This is a genomic window from Pseudomonas agronomica (genome assembly GCF_025917275.1).
GTDB classification, from domain to species: Bacteria; Pseudomonadota; Gammaproteobacteria; order Pseudomonadales; family Pseudomonadaceae; genus Aquipseudomonas; species Aquipseudomonas agronomica.
This window is the reverse complement of the sequence record NZ_JAOSHO010000018.1, coordinates 15,479-32,381: the sequence shown is the minus strand read 5'-3', so window position 1 is coordinate 32,381 and position 16,903 is coordinate 15,479. Positions and strand designations below refer to the sequence as shown.

Genomic DNA, 16,903 nt, shown 5'->3' with positions numbered 1-16,903 from the left:
CGGGGATAAATCCCCTCGCCACAGGGCGATGTACCGGCCGTGCAATTGCAGTCCTGCAACCCATACGTTTTTGCTAGAATCCGCAACGCGCCGCTCACCCGGCGCGTTTTTTTTCGCATCCGGTTCACCCTTTGCGAGGGTAGCCACCTGGAGAAATACCCATGACACCATCCATTGTCGTGGCGGCACTGTATAAGTTCGTCACCCTGGAAGATTACGTCGAGCTGCGTGAGCCCCTGCTCAAGGCCATGCTCGACAATGGCATCAAAGGCACGCTGCTGATCGCCGAAGAAGGCATCAACGGCACCGTTTCCGGCACCCGCGAGGGGATCGACGGGTTGATGGCCTGGCTCAAGAACGATCCGCGCATGGACGACATCGACCACAAAGAGTCGTACTGCGATGAACAGCCGTTCTACCGCACCAAGGTCAAGCTCAAGAAAGAGATCGTCACCCTCGGCGTGGAAGGGGTGGACCCGAACAAGCGGGTTGGCACCTATGTCGAGCCGCAGGACTGGAACGCGCTGATCAGCGATCCGGAAGTGTTGTTGATCGATACCCGCAATGACTACGAAGTGTCCATCGGTACGTTCGAAGGCGCCGTCGATCCCAAGACTGCGAGCTTTCGTGAATTCCCCGAGTACATCAAAGCCCACTTCGACCCGAGCCGGCACAAGAAGGTCGCGATGTTCTGCACCGGTGGCATTCGCTGTGAAAAGGCCTCGAGCTATATGCTCGGTGAAGGTTTCGAAGAGGTCTATCACCTCAAGGGCGGCATCCTGAAATACCTCGAAGAGGTGCCCCAGGATGAAACCAAATGGCGCGGCGACTGCTTTGTATTCGATAACCGCGTGACCGTGCGCCACGACCTGAGCGAAGGCGACTACGATCAATGTCATGCGTGCCGTACGCCAGTGAGCGTTGAAGATCGCGCTTCGGAGCACTACGTGCCCGGCATCAGTTGCCCGCATTGCTGGGACAAGCTGAGCGAGAAGACCCGTCGCAGCGCCATCGACCGGCAAAAGCAGATCGAGTTGGCCAAGGCTCGCAACATGCCTCACCCGATCGGCTACAACTACAAGCAATCATCTTCCGAGGCTTAAGCCATGGCATCGCGCCTGCTGTATGTGATGGACCCGATGTGTTCCTGGTGCTGGGGCTTCGCGCCGGTGGCGCAGGCATTGGTCGAGCAGGCGCAGGCCGCAGGCGTGGAGTTGCACCTGGTGGTGGGCGGCTTGCGTACCGGCAGCGGCTCGGCCCTGGAACCGACGACCCGGCGCTACATTCTTGAACATTGGCAGGCGGTCACCCAGGCCACCGGCCAGCCGTTCAACTTTGAAGGGGCACTACCCGACGGTTTTGTCTACGACACCGAGCCTGCTTGCCGGGCGTTGGTGACGGCTCGCAGCCTGGCGCCGGACCTGGCCTGGAAACTGGTGAAGCTGATCCAGCAGGCTTTTTACGTCGAAGGTCGCGACGTGACCCGCGCCAGCATCCTGGTCGAACTGGCCGAACGGGCCGGGCTGCCGCGGATCGAGTTCGCCGCGGCATTCGACCGTGCCGACCAACACGCTGCCACCGCGGCGGATTTCACCTGGGTACAAGACCTTGGCATCGCCGGGTTCCCCACGCTGCTGGCCGAACGTGACGGGCAATTGGCCCTGCTGACCAATGGCTACCAGCCCCTGGAGCAGTTGGCGCCATTGCTCGGCCGCTGGCTGGAGCGGGCGACCTGTGCCTGATGACCTGCCCAACGTCAACGCGTCGGCCCCGGCGCCTATCGATCGGTTGAGCTGGGCAGAAATCCGTCGCCTAGCCCTCAAGCATAAAAAAGCCTTGTGGATCGCCAATGGTGTAGCCGTGCTGGCCACCTTGTGCAGCGTGCCCATCCCGTTGCTGCTGCCGCTGTTGGTGGATGAGGTGCTGTTGGGCCACGGCGATGCGGCGTTGAAGATCATGAACCTCGCCTTGCCAACGGCTTGGCAGAGCGCGGCCGGTTATATAGGACTGATGCTGTTGGTCACCCTGACGCTGCGCTGCTGCGCCTTGGTGTTCAACGTGTTGCAGGCGCGCCTGTTCGCCAGCCTGGCCAAGGACATCGTCTATCGCATCCGTGTCCGGCTGATCGAACGCCTGAAGCGAATTTCATTGAAGGAATACGAAAGCCTGGGCAGCGGTACCGTGACCACGCACCTGGTCACCGACCTGGACACCCTCGACAAGTTTGTTGGCGAAACCCTTAGTCGCTTCCTGGTCGCCATGCTGACACTGGTGGGCACTGCCAGCATCCTCATGTGGATGCACTGGAAGCTGGCACTGCTGATCCTGTTGTTCAACCCGCTGGTGATCTACGCCACGGTGCAGTTGGGCAAACGGGTGAAGCACCTGAAGAAACTGGAAAACGACAGCACCTCGCGCTTCACCCAGGCCCTGACCGAGACACTGGATGCGATACAGGAAGTGCGCGCCGGCAATCGCCAGGGTTTTTTCCTCGGGCGGCTGGGACTGCGCGCCAGGGAAGTGCGCGATTACGCGGTGAATTCGCAGTGGAAAACCGACGCCTCGAACCGCGCCAGCGGCCTGCTGTTCCAGTTCGGCATCGATATCTTTCGGGCCGCGGCCATGCTCACCGTGCTGTTTTCCGACTTGTCCATCGGCCAGATGCTGGCGGTGTTCAGCTACTTGTGGTTCATGATCGGTCCGGTGGAACAACTGCTGAACCTGCAGTACGCCTTTTATGCGGCGGGCGGGGCCTTGAACCGTATCAACGAACTGCTGGCCCGGGCCGATGAGCCGCAGTACAGCGGCGGTGTCGACCCATTCAGGGGGCGCGCCACCGTAGGCATCGATATTCAAGGGCTCAGGTTCGGCTACGGTGAGGAGATGGTTCTCAATCAATTGAACCTGTCCATTGCGCCGGGTGAGAAGGTCGCTGTCGTTGGCGCCAGCGGTGGCGGTAAAAGCACATTGGTGCAACTGCTGTTGGGCCTCTACACACCCCAGGCCGGCAGTATCCGATTTGGTGGTGCGACCCAGCAGGAAATCGGCCTCGAAACCATCCGTGAAAACGTCGCGGTGGTGCTCCAGCATCCGGCGCTGTTCAACGACACGGTGCGGGCCAATCTTGCCATGGGCCGCGACTGCAGCGACGAAGCCTGCTGGCGGGCGTTGGAAATTGCCCAGCTCGACGCCACGGTGCGAGCGCTTCCCGCCGGTCTGGAGAGTGTTGTCGGACGTTCCGGCGTCAGGCTTTCGGGCGGCCAGCGGCAACGATTGGCGATCGCCCGCATGGTATTGGCCGATCCACGGGTGGTCATCCTCGACGAAGCCACGTCCGCCCTCGACGCGGCCACCGAATACAACCTTCACCAAGCGTTGGCGCGGTTCTTGAGCGGACGCACCACCCTGATCATCGCCCACAGGCTTTCCGCGGTGAAACAGGCTGACCGCGTTCTGGTGTTCGATGGCGGGCAAATCGCCGAGGATGGAGATCACCAACAGCTGATTGCCGAGGGCGGCTTGTACGCTCGGCTCTATGGCCATCTACAGCAAATACAGCGTCCTTGAGTTTCCATTGCTTTTCTGCGCTTAGTATCGGAAAAAATCAGCCAAAATCCATCGACTCTTCCACATCTCTACCCAAAGCCCAGGCGAACTGCTCATTCCAGTTGTTCGACGGATCGAAAACTAGCCTAGGCTGTGGGATCAGGAGCGGAATTCTCGCGGGTGCTCAATGGCAATGCCTGTGCAAGGGACCTCATGAAGCAAAAGCGGACTCTCGGAACGCCACGGTTGTTGGGCATTGTCTGGCCCTTTATCGCCGTTGTCCTATTTCAAGCCTTGCTTGGAGGTGTCAGCCTTTACGTATTGTCCGCAGTTCGCGGTTATGTAGCAGGGGAAAGCCTCTGGTCCAAGGGCCAGAAAGACGCTATTTATTATCTCAATCTCTACGCTGACAGCCGTGACGAGGCGATTTTTCTAAAGTATCAGCAAGCCATCGCTGTGCCCGAAGGTGGTCATGAGCTGCGGGTCGCGCTGGATCGTGAGCCACCTGATCTCGAGGCCGCGCGGGCCGGGATCCTCAAGGGTGGCAACCACCCTGACGACGTAGCCAGCGTCATCTGGCTTTATCTCAATTTCCGTCATTTCAGCTACCTGGAAGAAGCCATTGACCTCTGGACGGTGGGGGATGGCTACCTGATTGAACTGGACAACGTCGCCCGGCAGATGCACGCCAGCATCAGCGCCGGCCAAGCCTCGGAAACCGATATTCGCGGCTGGAAGGCACAGATCTACGCCATCAACGATTCCGTCACCCCCGCCGCGAAGGCATTCAGCGATGCCCTGGGCGAGGGGTCGCGGTTTATCCTGCGCCTGTTGCTGGTGACCAATTTCGCCACGGCCCTTGGGTTGATTGTCCTCGCGCTGTTGCGCACCCATAAACTGCTGGCCCAGCGGCAGGTCTTCGCCAATGCGCTTCAGTTGGAGAAGGAGCGGGCCCAGATCACCTTGCAATCGATTGGCGACGGCGTGATCACCACTGACGTCGAGGGCGCCATTGCCTACATGAACCCCGCCGCGGAAGCGATGACGCACTGGAAAGCCGAGCACGCCACCGGGCTACCCCTGGCGGCGCTGTTCAATCTGCTTGACGACAATGCCCAGACTGAAGGGCTGACTTTGATCGAGCATATCCTGAGCGGACGATTGGGGGGTGGCAGCGAGCATTCAAAGTTGATCCAGCGCCTGGACGGCAGCACGGTGTCGGTCACCCTGGTGGGGGCGCCGATCCGCCACGCCGGCAAGGTCAGTGGCGCGGTGTTGGTGCTGCACGACATGACCCAGGAACGCCAGTACATTGCCAATCTGTCCTGGCAAGCCACCCACGATGCCCTGACCGGCCTGGCGAACCGCCGAGAATTCGAATACCGCCTCGAACAAGCGCTGCATAACCTGACTCGCCAGGTCGGGCGCCACGCCCTCATGTTTCTCGACCTGGATCAGTTCAAGCTGGTCAACGACACTTGTGGCCATGCGGCCGGTGACGAGTTGTTGCGACATATTTGCGCATTGCTGCAATCGGGGTTGCGGGAAAACGACACGCTGGCGCGATTGGGCGGTGATGAATTCGGCATCTTGTTGGAAAACTGCTCGCCGGAGGCCGCGGAGAAAATTGCCGAAGGCCTGCGCCAGACCGTACAGAACCTGCATTTCGTGTGGAAAGGCCGGCCATTCGTGACCACCGTGAGTATCGGCCTGGTGCATATCGCCCAGAGCCCGACCACCTTGGAGGCATCCCTGCGTGCCGCCGACATGGCCTGCTACATGGCCAAGGAAAAGGGGCGCAACCGGGTCCAGGTCTACCATGCCGACGACTCGGAGTTGTCCCTGCGCTTCGGCGAGATGGCCTGGGTGCAGCGCTTGCACATGGCCCTGGAGGAAAACCGTTTCTGCCTTTATGCCCAGGAAATCGCCGCATTGGGCCCGGGGGATCATGGCGGTGGGCATATCGAGATATTGCTGCGCCTGCATGACGAGGCAGGGCGGATGATTCTGCCCGACAGTTTCATCCCGGCGGCTGAACGCTATGGCTTGATGACGTCCCTGGACCGCTGGGTGGTGGAGAATGTCTTCAGGATCATCCGCCAGTGCCTGAACGAATCCCGGCAAGGTCCGTTGGCGATGTGTGCGATTAATCTGTCAGGCACTACTATAGGAGATCAGGCATTCCTGGACTTCTTGCGTAAACAGTTCGCGGCGTACTCGATTCCGCCGGAAATGATTTGTTTTGAAATTACCGAGACCAGCGCCATTTCGAATCTGGGTAGCGCGATCCGCTTTATCAATGAACTCAAAGGCTTGGGCTGTTATTTTTCGCTGGATGACTTTTGTGCCGGAATGTCTTCATTCGCCTACTTGAAACATTTACCTGTAGACTTCTTGAAGATCGACGGGAGTTTCGTAAAGGATATGCTGGACGACCCGATCAACCGGGCAATGGTCGAAGTGATTAATCATATCGGCCACGTCATGGGTAAGCGTACGATTGCCGAGTTTGTTGAAACGGCCCAGATCGAGCAGGCATTGCTGGAAATTGGTGTGGACTACGCTCAGGGGTATGTCATCGAGCGACCGCAGATGTTTACCTGTGACACGTTGCAATGTAGGCCGGCCAGGCCTCAGCCGTTGTTGTTCAAGGCCCCCGGCACGTTCCGCTGAACCTCTTGTTGATCCGCAGAAAAATCACAATCAAAAGGAGCCCGACAGTGATCGACACATTCAACCGAACAGGCCCGCTCATGGACGCCAAGAGCTATCCGCAATGGGCACAGCAGCTCATTGCAGATTGCGGCGAGAGCAAGCGCCGGGTTGTAGAACACGAACTGTATCAACGCATGCGCGACAATAAGCTCAGCGCCAAGACCATGCGCCACTACCTTATCGGTGGTTGGCCCGTCGTCGAACAGTTCGCCTTGTACATGGCACAAAACCTCACCAAGACACGCTTTGCCCGCCATCCCGGCGAGGACATGGCGCGCCGCTGGCTGATGCGCAACATTCGTGTCGAACTCAATCATGCCGATTATTGGGTGAACTGGAGCGCCGCTCATGGCGTGACACTCGAAGATCTGCAGGCGCAGCAGGTGCCACCTGAGCTGCATGCGTTGAGTCATTGGTGCTGGCACACCAGCTCGGCGGACTCGTTGATCGTGGCGATTGCCGCGACCAACTACGCCATCGAGGGCGCGACCGGGGAGTGGTCGGCGGTGGTCTGTTCCAGTGGCGTCTATGCCGCGGCGTTCGCCGAGGAAGACCGCAAGCGGGCCATGAAATGGCTGAAGATGCATGCCCAGTATGACGATGCCCATCCTTGGGAAGCGCTGGAAATCATCTGCACCCTGGCTGGCATGAATCCGAGCAAGTCGTTGCAGATGGAACTGCGCCAGGCCGTCTGCAAAAGCTACGACTACATGTACCTGTTCCTGGAGCGCTGCATGCAATTGGAACACTCGGGCGCTGTAGAGAAAACCGCGCCCAGCCGCGAACGCCTGGCGTTGGCGGGTAGCTGATCCCCAATAGCTTGACCCTCCTGTGGGAGCGAGCCTGCTCGCGAAGGGGCCCGATCAATCAACGCAAGGTCGACGGTCAGACCGCTTTCGCGAGCAGGCTCGCTCCCACATTGGTTTTGTGGTGCTCAGAAATTTCAAGTGCACCGCCAATCCCTTGTGGGAGCGAGCTTGCTCGCGATGGCGGTCTGACTGTCGACCTTGCGTTGACTGATCCGGCCCCTTCGTCGGAACGCCGCCCGGAGCAAGCTCGCTCCCACATTGGTTTTTGTGGTGGCCGTGATTTTTAAGAACGCCGCCAATCCCTTGTGGGAGCGAGCTTGCTCGCGAAGGCGGTGTGTCGGCGGGAAGCAGAACAAGCCTCAGCCCGCCATCGTCAGCCGGTTCCGGCCCTCGCGCTTGGCCACGTACAGCGCACTGTCGGCCCGGCGCAACAGGCTTTCAGCGGACTCACCTGGCAGCAAAGTCGCGCATCCGAGGCTGACGGTCAGTTCGATTCTCGTTCCACCGGCGAAATAGTCCTGGGTCTGGGCGGCATAACGCAGCCGTTCCCCCACCATGGCCGCCGCTTCCCGGCTGGTGTTGGCCAGCAGGATCAGGAACTCTTCGCCACCAAACCGGAACACCATGTCCACGTTGCGCAGTTGGCTCTTGATCGAGTCGGCAACTGCTTTTAGCACTTCGTCGCCGACACCGTGTCCGTGAGTGTCATTGATGCGCTTGAAATGGTCGATGTCCAGCATCAACAGCGACAGTGGCTGCATGTGACGCCTGGCCATGTCGATCTCACGCTCCAGCGTCTGGTCCATGGCGATACGGTTGCCGGTACCGGTCAGCGGATCGCGCAAGGCGCTTTGCGTGGCGGCGCGATAGAGCAAGGCGTTGCGCAGCGGGAAAAACAGCGTGGAGAGTATCGACTCGAGTTCGCTCTGCTCCGAGTTGGCGAAGCGCTGGTTGCGGCGGAACACCAGTTCACCCAAGTGTTCGCCTTCATGGCTAAGGTTATAACTGAGGCTGTGGTGTCCGCGCTGGCCGAATTCGAGGCGCAGGTCGCTGGGTTTGTGCTGGTAGGCCAGCGCATCCAGGGGCACCAGCCGCTGCACTTCGCGGAAGAACAGACCGAGGATCCGTTGCGGCTCCAAGCTGGTCTGCAACTGCTGGCTCAATTGCTGGCGCAGTTGTGAAAGGCTGACGGGCCGTGTCACGAGCGGCGACGGCTGGGCAAGGCCCAGGCGCTGCAGCTTGGCGCTGTCAAAGTCGATCGCATTGGTCTGCGTGGGCGTTTTCATATGGCGTGAGCCCCTAACTGAGTCGATCCTGGCCGGCGGGTGAAGCGGCACTGGGCTACGCGTCGTACTGATCCATCAGTCCCGAGGGACATTGATCTGAGTTTAGTCCGCTTCTTGCACTGGCGGATCCCGTCTCAACGTCCATTGCTTGCCGGACATGGCGTGCTTGAGTAGTTAGAGCGAAAGTCGTGCCATTCGGTTCATCTTTAAAAAAACACGCAAAAAATCAGCATCTTACCGTCGGGTGAGGGGCAACAAGAGGGGCGGCGGACGGCAAGGTCTTGGCGCTTCGCTGGGTGATGCACCGGAAGTGACTGCGCCGCGACGGTAAACCGCCGCGACGAGAGGTAGCAGTTATTGCGCGTTGAAAGCCTGGCCATTGACGCCTTGGCTGTCCGGCCCCATCAGGTACAGGTAGACCGGCATGATTTCTTCAGGCGTCGGGTTGTTGAGCGGATTTTCCCCCGGATAGGCCTGGGCCCGCATGCTGGTGCGGGTGGCGCCGGGGTTGATGCTGTTGGAGCGCACCGGCGCAACGGTGTCTACTTCGTCGGCGAGCGTCTGCATCAGCCCTTCGGTGGCGAACTTGGAGACGCCATAAGCCCCCCAATACGCCCGGCCCTTGCGCCCGACGCTGCTGGAGGTGAACACCACGGACGCGTCCTTGGACAGCTTCAGCAATGGCAGCAGTGTGCTGGTGAGCATGAACATGGCGTTGACGTTCACGTGCATCACGCGCATGAAATTCTCACCGGACAACTGCTCCAGCGGCGTGCGTGGGCCGATAATCGAGGCGTTGTGCAGCAAGCCGTCAAGGTGGCCGAACTCGGTCTCGATCATGGCGGCCAGTTCATCGTATTGATGGGGCAGGGCGGTTTCGAGGTTGAAGGGGATCACCGCCGGCTGTGGATGGCCGGCCGCTTCGATTTCGTCGTAGACCTGGGTCAGGTTGGCCTCGGTCTTGCCCAACAACAGCACGGTGGCGCCATGGGCGGCATAAGCCTTGGCGGCAGCCGCTCCGATACCACGGCCGGCACCGGTGACCAGAATGACGCGGCCTTCGAGCAGGTCGGGGCGGGCGGAGTAGTCAAACATAAAGAAACCTCAACAAATAAGCGGCACGGTACTGTGCGGGCAGAGCAGTCATGGTCAGGAGCTTTTGTGGCGAGGGAGCTTGCTCCCGCTGGACCGCGAAGCGGTCCCCCTGAGCTAATTGGCGTCGACCTCGTCGCCGAGCGGGAGCAAGCTCCCTCGCCACAAAAGCGGTACTCAGATCAGCAACTGCACAGCGCGTTATCCAGCACTTCACGCAGGGCCAGGGGATGGTCGATCACCACATCCGCGCCCCAGTGCTTGGGGTTGTCGTCCGGGTGGATGTAGCCGTAGGTCACCGCGCAGGTCTTGGTGCCGGCGCTGCGGCCGGACTCAATGTCCCGCAGGTCATCCCCCACGAACAGCACGCTGGCCGGGTCCAGGTCGAGCATCTTGCACGCCAGGATCAACGGCTCAGGGTCTGGCTTGCTGTTTTTCACATGGTCCGGGCAAATCAACACTTTCGAACGCTCGGCCAGGCCCAACTGCTGCATGATCGGCTCGGCAAAACGTACCGGCTTGTTGGTGACCACGCCCCAGATCAGGTTGGCCGCCTCGATGTCGGCCAACACGTCGGCCATGCCATCGAACAAATGGCTGTGGACCGCGCAACCTTTAAGGTAGCGATCGAGGAATTCCTGGCGCAGCTCCTCGAACCCCGGGGATTCCGGGTCCATCGAAAACGTCACAGCGACCATCGCCCGGGCACCGCCGGAAATTTCGTCGCGGATGTGCTGGGTGTTCATCGGCGGCAGGCCACGGTCGGCGCGCATGGCCTGGCAGATGGCGATGAAGTCTGGCGCGGTGTCGAGCAGCGTGCCGTCCATGTCGAAGAGAACCGCTTGGAGACGCATCGACTTATTCCTCGCGCAGGGTCTGGATCATGTAGTTGACGTCAACGTCGGCGGCCAGCTTGTAGTGCTTGGTCAGCGGGTTGTAGGTCAGGCCGATGATGTCCTTGACGGTCAGCCCGGCCATGCGGCTCCAGGCGCCCAGTTCGGAAGGCCGGATGAATTTCTTGAAGTCATGGGTGCCGCGTGGCAGCAGCTTCATGATGTATTCGGCGCCGATAATCGCGAACAGGTAGGCCTTCGGGTTGCGGTTGATGGTGGAGAAGAACACCTGGCCGCCGGGCTTGACCATCTGGAAGCAGGCGCGGATTACCGACGAAGGGTCTGGCACGTGTTCAAGCATCTCCAGGCACGTCACCACGTCGAACTGGCCGGGCATTTCCTCGGCCAGGGCTTCGGCGGTGATCTGCCGATATTCGACGCTGACGCCGGACTCCAGTTGATGCAATTGAGCGACCGCCAGCGGTGCCTCGCCCATGTCGATACCCATGACCGTGGCGCCGCGCAGGGCCATGGCTTCGCTGAGAATGCCGCCGCCACAGCCGACGTCGAGGACTTTCTTGCCGGCCAGGCTGACCCGCTCGTCAATCCAGTTGACCCGCAGCGGGTTGATGTCATGCAGCGGTTTGAATTCGCTCTCGCGGTCCCACCAGCGATGGGCCAGGGCTTCGAACTTGGCGATTTCAGCGTGGTCGACGTTGCTCATGTGCAGATCCTCGAAAAACTTGAAAAATCAGTAACCCCGAGCCGTGGCTCAAGGGGCGTGCTATTCGTTCTGGCCGCTCACCCGGCGGCCCCAGGCCTGCGCCGTGGCGGTCAGTTGCGCCTCGTCCATGCGAGTCAGGCGACCGTCCTCCAGCAACGGCTTGCCGGCGACCCACAGGTGTTTCACGCAATGGCGGCCGGTGGCGTAGATCAGCTGTGAAACCGGGTCGTAGATCGGTTGTTGCGCCAGGCCGGACAGGTCGAAGGCCACCAGGTCGGCAGCCTTGCCGACTTCCAGTGAACCGACGATCGACTCGATACCCAGCGCCCGGGCGCCATTGAGCGTGGCCATGCGCAAGGCCCGATGGGCATCCAGCGCGGTGGCCGAGCCGGCGACGGCTTTCGCCAGCAGGGCGGCGGTGCGGGTTTCGCCCAGCAGGTCCAGGTCATTGTTGCTTGCCGCGCCGTCGGTGCCGACCGCGACGTTGACGCCGGCCTGCCACAGGCGTTCCACAGGGCAGAAACCGCTCGCCAGTTTCAAATTCGATTCCGGGCAATGGATCACGCTGCAGTTGTGTTCTACCAGCAGGGCCTGGTCCTCGTCGCTGACCTGAGTCATGTGCACCGCCTGGAAGCGCGGCCCCAGCAGGCCAAGCCGGGCCAGCCGCGCCATAGGCCGCTCGCCAGTGTTCTCCACAGCCTGCTGCACTTCGAAGGCGGTTTCGTGAACATGCATGTGGATGGCCGCGTCCAGCTCCTCGGCGATCACCCGGATTTTCTCCAGGTTTTCATCACCCACGGTGTAGGGCGCGTGGGGGCCTAATGCGACTTTGATTCGTGGATGGTGCTTGAGATCGCCAAACAGCTCGATGCCCTGACGAATGGCGTCATCGGCGCTGGCAGCACCGGGTATCGGAAAGTCGAGGATCGGGATGGCGATTTGCGCGCGGATGCCGCTGTTATGGACGCGGTCGCTGGCAACCTTGGGGTAGAAGTACATGTCGGAGAAACAGGTAATGCCGCCCTGGATCTGCTCGGCGATCGCCAAGTCGGTGCCGTCGCGGACGAAATCTTCATCGACCCATTTGCCCTCGGCGGGCCAGATGTGTTGTTCGAGCCAGGTCATCAGCGGCAAATCATCCGCCAGGCCGCGGAACAGCGTCATTGCCGCGTGGCCGTGGGCGTTCACCAGGCCCGGGCTGAGCAGCATGCCAGGCAGTTCGCGGACTTGCGTGGCATCGCACTTCATGGCTTCGGCCCGTGGCCCGATGAACACGATGCAGCCATCACGGATGCCCAAGCCATGATCCTTGAGCACGACACCGGCGGGTTCGACAGGCACCAACCAGGTCGGCAGCAATAATAAGTCGAGCGCAACGGCAGGCTTGGGCATCGTGGAATGGTTCCATGGGTTATAAAGGATGGCGAAGTATACCCGAGCGTCTTCGCGGAGGGATCGCTATAATCGGCGGCTTTTGTTCATGAGTGCGGGGTGAAGGATGCGCGATCGACTGTTGGCTGCGGAGAAGGTAAAGGCCATCGATTGGCGCGATGGCGCTCTTTATCTGCTGGATCAGCGTGTTTTGCCGTTCGAGGAAAACTGGATCGGCTACACCAGCGCGGCCGGCGTGGCCGAGGCCATCCGTTCGATGGTGGTGCGCGGTGCGCCGGCGATCGGCATCAGTGCCGCCTATGGCGTGGTGCTGGCGGCGCGTGCGCGGTTGGCCGAAGGTGGTGACTGGCAAGATGCGCTGGAAGCGGATTTTGCCTTGCTGGCCGATTCCCGGCCGACGGCAGTCAATCTGTTCTGGGCGCTGGACCGCATGCGCGACCGATTGGCGCGCCTCAAGGAACAGGCCGACCCCTTGGCGGTGCTTGAGGCGGAAGCCATGGCGATTCATGAAAGCGATCGCGAGGCCAACCTGACCATGGCCCAGCTCGGTGTTGACCTGATCCGCAAGCACCAGGGCAACGCCCAGGCCATCCTGACCCATTGCAACACCGGCGCCTTGGCCACCGGTGGCTTTGGTACCGCCCTTGGGGTGATTCGCGGGGCGTTCATCGAGGGGATGGTCGAGCGCGTCTATGCCGACGAAACCCGTCCGTGGCTGCAAGGGTCTCGCCTGACCGCGTGGGAACTGGCCAATGAAGGCATTCCGGTGACACTCAACGCCGACTCCGCTGCCGCCCACATCATGAAGACCAAGGGCGTGACCTGGGTGATCGTCGGCGCCGACCGCATCACCGCCAATGGCGACGTGGCGAACAAGATCGGCACCTACCAACTGGCCGTCTGTGCCATGCACCACGGCGTGCGTTTCATGGTGGTGGCGCCGAGCTCGACCATCGACATGAACCTGGCCAGTGGCGATGACATTCCGATCGAAGAACGTGATGGGCGCGAGCTGCTGGAAGTCGGCGGCAAGCGGGTCGGAGCGGACGCCGATGCCTTCAATCCAGTGTTCGACGTGACCCCGGCGGACCTGATCGATGCGATCGTGACGGAGAAGGGCATCGTCGAGCGGCCGGATGCGGCGAAGATGGCGCAACTGATGTGTCGCAAGCGGTTGCATTGAAGGCTTTCGGCGTCTGAGCTGGCCCCATCGCGAGCAAGCTCGCTCCCACATTGGATGCGCAGCGTGCCTGAATTCCCAGGCATACAAAGTTCCCTGTGGGAGCGAGCTTGCTCGCGATGGGGCCCGCAAAGCCCGCAAAGCCCGAAAATTAGCCGAATCCAGCCACGAATCGCGATTCCCAGCGCCTCTAAGCCTCTCTCGTCCCTTTCCAGCCTGTCATCGGTCAACTAACTACACACCATGCGCATCTGGGGGATAGGTGCGTGGCGGCTCTTGTGATAACATCCGGCGGTTTCCAAGGCTGCCTCGCGAGGTGGCCTTTACTGCGCAGATCCATGGCATAACTCGTTGATTTGTCGTAAGTCGCTGCATGGCATTTGTTCTGCAGCGGCGAGCTTCGTTCGTCCCATCTGGACGTGACGAGGTTTCACCAGAAAAAGGAATCAGGCTTCTCATGGGCGAACTGGCCAAAGAAATCCTCCCGGTCAATATCGAAGACGAGCTGAAACAGTCCTACCTCGACTACGCAATGAGCGTAATCGTCGGGCGGGCGCTGCCGGATGCGCGCGATGGCTTGAAGCCCGTGCACCGCCGCGTGCTGTTCGCGATGAGCGAGCTGGGCAACGACTTCAACAAGCCTTACAAGAAGTCCGCCCGTGTCGTCGGCGACGTGATCGGTAAGTATCACCCCCACGGCGACACCGCCGTGTACGACACCATCGTTCGTATGGCGCAGCCATTCTCCCTGCGCTACCTGCTGGTGGACGGCCAGGGCAACTTCGGTTCGGTGGACGGCGACAACGCAGCGGCCATGCGATACACCGAAGTGCGCATGACCAAGCTGGCCCACGAACTGCTGGCCGACCTGCACAAGGAAACCGTGGACTGGGTGCCGAACTACGACGGCACCGAAATGATCCCGGCGGTCATGCCGACCCGTATTCCCAACCTGCTCGTCAACGGCTCCAGCGGTATCGCCGTGGGCATGGCGACCAACATCCCGCCACACAACCTCGGTGAAGTCATCGACGGTTGCCTGGCCCTCATCGACAACCCCGAGCTGACTGTCGATGAGCTGATGCAATACATTCCCGGCCCGGACTTCCCGACCGCTGCCATCATCAACGGTCGCGCCGGCATCATCGAGGCCTATCGCACCGGTCGCGGCCGCATCTACATGCGCGCCCGCTCGACCGTCGAAGACATCGACAAGGTGGGTGGCCGTCAGCAGATCGTCATTACCGAGCTGCCGTACCAGCTGAACAAGGCCCGCCTGATCGAGAAGATCGCCGAGCTGGTAAAAGAGAAGAAGCTCGAAGGCATCACCGAGCTGCGTGACGAGTCCGACAAGGACGGCATGCGCGTCGTGATCGAACTGCGCCGTGGCGAAGTGCCTGAGGTGATCCTCAACAACCTCTACGCCCAGACCCAGCTGCAAAGCGTGTTCGGCATCAACATCGTCGCGCTGATCGATGGCCGTCCGCGGATCCTGAACCTCAAGGACCTGCTGGAAGCTTTCGTTCGTCACCGCCGCGAAGTCGTGACCCGTCGTACCGTATTCGAACTGCGCAAGGCGCGCGAGCGTGGCCACATCCTTGAAGGCCAAGCCGTTGCCCTGTCGAACATCGACCCGGTCATCGCCCTGATCAAGGCCTCGCCAACCCCGTCGGAAGCCAAGGAAGCGCTGGTCAGCACCCCTTGGGAATCCTCCGCGGTGGTGGCGATGGTCGAACGTGCCGGCGCCGATTCGTGCCGTCCGGAAAACCTCGACCCGCAATACGGCCTGCGCGAAGGCAAGTACTTCCTGTCCCCGGAACAGGCGCAAGCCATCCTGGAACTGCGCCTGCACCGCCTGACCGGCCTGGAGCACGAGAAGCTGCTGGCCGAGTACCAGGAAATCCTCAACCAGATCGGCGAGCTGATCCGCATCCTCAACAGCGCCACGCGCCTGATGGAAGTGATCCGCGAAGAACTGGAAGTGATCCGCGCCGAATACGGCGACGTGCGCCGCACCGAGATCCTCGATGCGCGCCTGGACCTGACCCTGGGCGACATGATCCCGGAAGAAGAGCGCGTGGTGACCATTTCCCACGGCGGCTACGCCAAGACCCAGCCACTGGCCGCCTATCAGGCCCAGCGTCGCGGTGGCAAAGGCAAGTCGGCGACCGGCGTCAAGGACGAGGACTACATCGCTCACCTGCTGGTCGCCAACAGCCACACCACGCTGCTGCTGTTCTCCAGCAAGGGCAAGGTGTACTGGCTGAAGACCTACGAGATCCCCGAAGCATCCCGTGCCGCCCGCGGTCGTCCGCTGGTCAACCTGTTGCCGCTGGACGATGGTGAATACATCACCACCATGCTGCCGGTGGAGGAATACACCGAAGGTCACTACATCTTCATGGCAACCGCCAACGGCACCGTGAAGAAAACCCCGCTGGAATCCTTCAGCCGCCAGCGCAGCGTGGGCCTGATCGCCCTGGAGCTGGACGAAGGCGACGTGCTGATTTCCGCCGCCATCACTGACGGCGAGCGCGAAGTCATGCTGTTCTCCGACGGTGGCAAGGTCACGCGCTTCAAGGAATCCGACGTTCGCGCCATGGGCCGTACCGCCCGCGGTGTGCGCGGCATGCGCCTGCCGGAAGGGCAGAAGCTGATTTCCATGCTGATCCCGGAAGAAGGCAGCCAGATCCTCACGGCTTCCGAGCGTGGCTACGGCAAGCGTACCGCCATCAGCGAGTTCCCCGAGTACAAGCGTGGCGGCCAGGGCGTGATTGCCATGGTCAGCAACGAGCGTAACGGCCGCCTGGTCGGTGCTGTCCAGGTGCTCGATGGCGAGGAGATCATGCTGATTTCCGACCAGGGCACGCTGGTGCGTACGCGGGTCGACGAAGTGTCGAGCCTGGGCCGTAACACTCAGGGCGTGACGCTGATCAAGCTCGCCAAGGACGAAAAACTGGTCGGGCTTGAGCGCGTCCAGGAACCGTCGGAAGTCGAAGGCGAGGAGCTGGAAGGCGAAGAAGGCGAGGAAGGTGTAGCGTTCGATGGCACCCTCGGTGCCGATGTCGACGACACCGTCGGCGATCAACCACTTGACGCTGCCGCAGACGAAGAAGAACCGCAGGACTAAGCGGACACACAGGGGGCGGATGAAGATTCGCCCCCTTGTTGTTTGTTCCGTTTGAAAATTTGCGACACTGCACCATCCCCTGCCGGGGGAATGCTGCTCCCCTGAGGTTTCATACCTTGAGTGAGCGGCCCCCCCTGTGGGAGCGAGCTTGCTCGCGATAGCGGCACAACAGTCAACATTGATGTTGAATGCCAGT

General features: G+C 61.1%; 12 protein-coding genes. 7 read left to right on the top strand and 5 right to left on the bottom strand.

What is annotated here, in order from left to right; translation table 11 throughout:
- Positions 1 to 161 precede the first annotated feature (161 nt).
- The 5 genes from trhO to OC610_RS03335 all read left to right on the top strand — a co-directional run bounded on the left by trhO (position 162) and on the right by OC610_RS03335 (position 7,070).
- Entirely contained in the window at positions 162 to 1,103 is a 942-nt protein-coding gene (gene trhO, locus OC610_RS03355; RefSeq protein WP_264426496.1) for an oxygen-dependent tRNA uridine(34) hydroxylase TrhO, read from the top strand.
- A 36-nt stretch (positions 1,104 to 1,139) separates the two neighbouring features.
- Positions 1,140 to 1,742: a DsbA family protein gene (locus OC610_RS03350; protein WP_264426500.1), complete on the top strand. Its 603-nt coding sequence runs from the start codon at positions 1,140 to 1,142 to the stop codon at positions 1,740 to 1,742.
- Positions 1,672 to 3,567 carry an ABC transporter ATP-binding protein gene (locus OC610_RS03345; RefSeq protein WP_264426495.1) on the top strand — a complete coding sequence of 632 codons (1,896 nt, stop codon included), beginning with the start codon at positions 1,672 to 1,674 and terminating at the stop codon, positions 3,565 to 3,567. Before OC610_RS03350 ends, OC610_RS03345 begins: the two co-directional genes overlap by 71 nt.
- 192 nt (positions 3,568 to 3,759) lie before the next feature.
- Positions 3,760 to 6,219, top strand: a complete 2,460-nt coding sequence (locus OC610_RS03340) for an EAL domain-containing protein (RefSeq protein ID WP_264426494.1) — start codon at positions 3,760 to 3,762, stop codon at positions 6,217 to 6,219.
- A gap of 80 nt (positions 6,220 to 6,299) precedes the next feature.
- Positions 6,300 to 7,070 carry a TenA family transcriptional regulator gene (locus OC610_RS03335; protein WP_269807888.1) on the top strand — a complete coding sequence of 257 codons (771 nt, stop codon included), beginning with the start codon at positions 6,300 to 6,302 and terminating at the stop codon, positions 7,068 to 7,070.
- Between the two features lie 359 nt (positions 7,071 to 7,429).
- On the opposite strand, the gene OC610_RS03330 is transcribed toward OC610_RS03335, so the two are convergent.
- The 5 genes from OC610_RS03330 to OC610_RS03310 form a co-directional block, all read right to left on the bottom strand.
- Complete coding sequence (locus OC610_RS03330) at positions 7,430 to 8,356, bottom strand: GGDEF domain-containing protein (protein WP_264426492.1); 927 nt, start codon at positions 8,354 to 8,356, stop codon at positions 7,430 to 7,432.
- Positions 8,357 to 8,710: 354 nt separating this feature from the next.
- A complete protein-coding gene (locus tag OC610_RS03325) occupies positions 8,711 to 9,451 on the bottom strand; it encodes a YciK family oxidoreductase (RefSeq protein WP_030141023.1) in 741 nt (246 codons plus the stop codon).
- Between the two features lie 179 nt (positions 9,452 to 9,630).
- On the bottom strand, positions 9,631 to 10,302 hold the full coding sequence (mupP, locus tag OC610_RS03320) for an N-acetylmuramic acid 6-phosphate phosphatase MupP (RefSeq protein WP_264426491.1): 672 nt from the start codon (positions 10,300 to 10,302) through the stop codon (positions 9,631 to 9,633).
- A gap of 4 nt (positions 10,303 to 10,306) precedes the next feature.
- Positions 10,307 to 11,005: a bifunctional 2-polyprenyl-6-hydroxyphenol methylase/3-demethylubiquinol 3-O-methyltransferase UbiG gene (gene ubiG / locus OC610_RS03315; RefSeq protein WP_039588851.1), complete on the bottom strand. Its 699-nt coding sequence runs from the start codon at positions 11,003 to 11,005 to the stop codon at positions 10,307 to 10,309.
- A 60-nt stretch (positions 11,006 to 11,065) separates the two neighbouring features.
- Positions 11,066 to 12,397: a TRZ/ATZ family hydrolase gene (locus OC610_RS03310; RefSeq protein WP_264426490.1), complete on the bottom strand. Its 1,332-nt coding sequence runs from the start codon at positions 12,395 to 12,397 to the stop codon at positions 11,066 to 11,068.
- Between the two features lie 106 nt (positions 12,398 to 12,503).
- On the opposite strand from OC610_RS03310, the gene mtnA reads away from it, so the two are divergent.
- Entirely contained in the window at positions 12,504 to 13,580 is a 1,077-nt protein-coding gene (gene mtnA / locus OC610_RS03305; RefSeq protein ID WP_264426489.1) for an S-methyl-5-thioribose-1-phosphate isomerase, read from the top strand.
- A gap of 454 nt (positions 13,581 to 14,034) precedes the next feature.
- Positions 14,035 to 16,707 carry a DNA gyrase subunit A gene (gene gyrA / locus OC610_RS03300; protein WP_030141018.1) on the top strand — a complete coding sequence of 891 codons (2,673 nt, stop codon included), beginning with the start codon at positions 14,035 to 14,037 and terminating at the stop codon, positions 16,705 to 16,707.
- Positions 16,708 to 16,903: the final 196 nt, after the last annotated feature.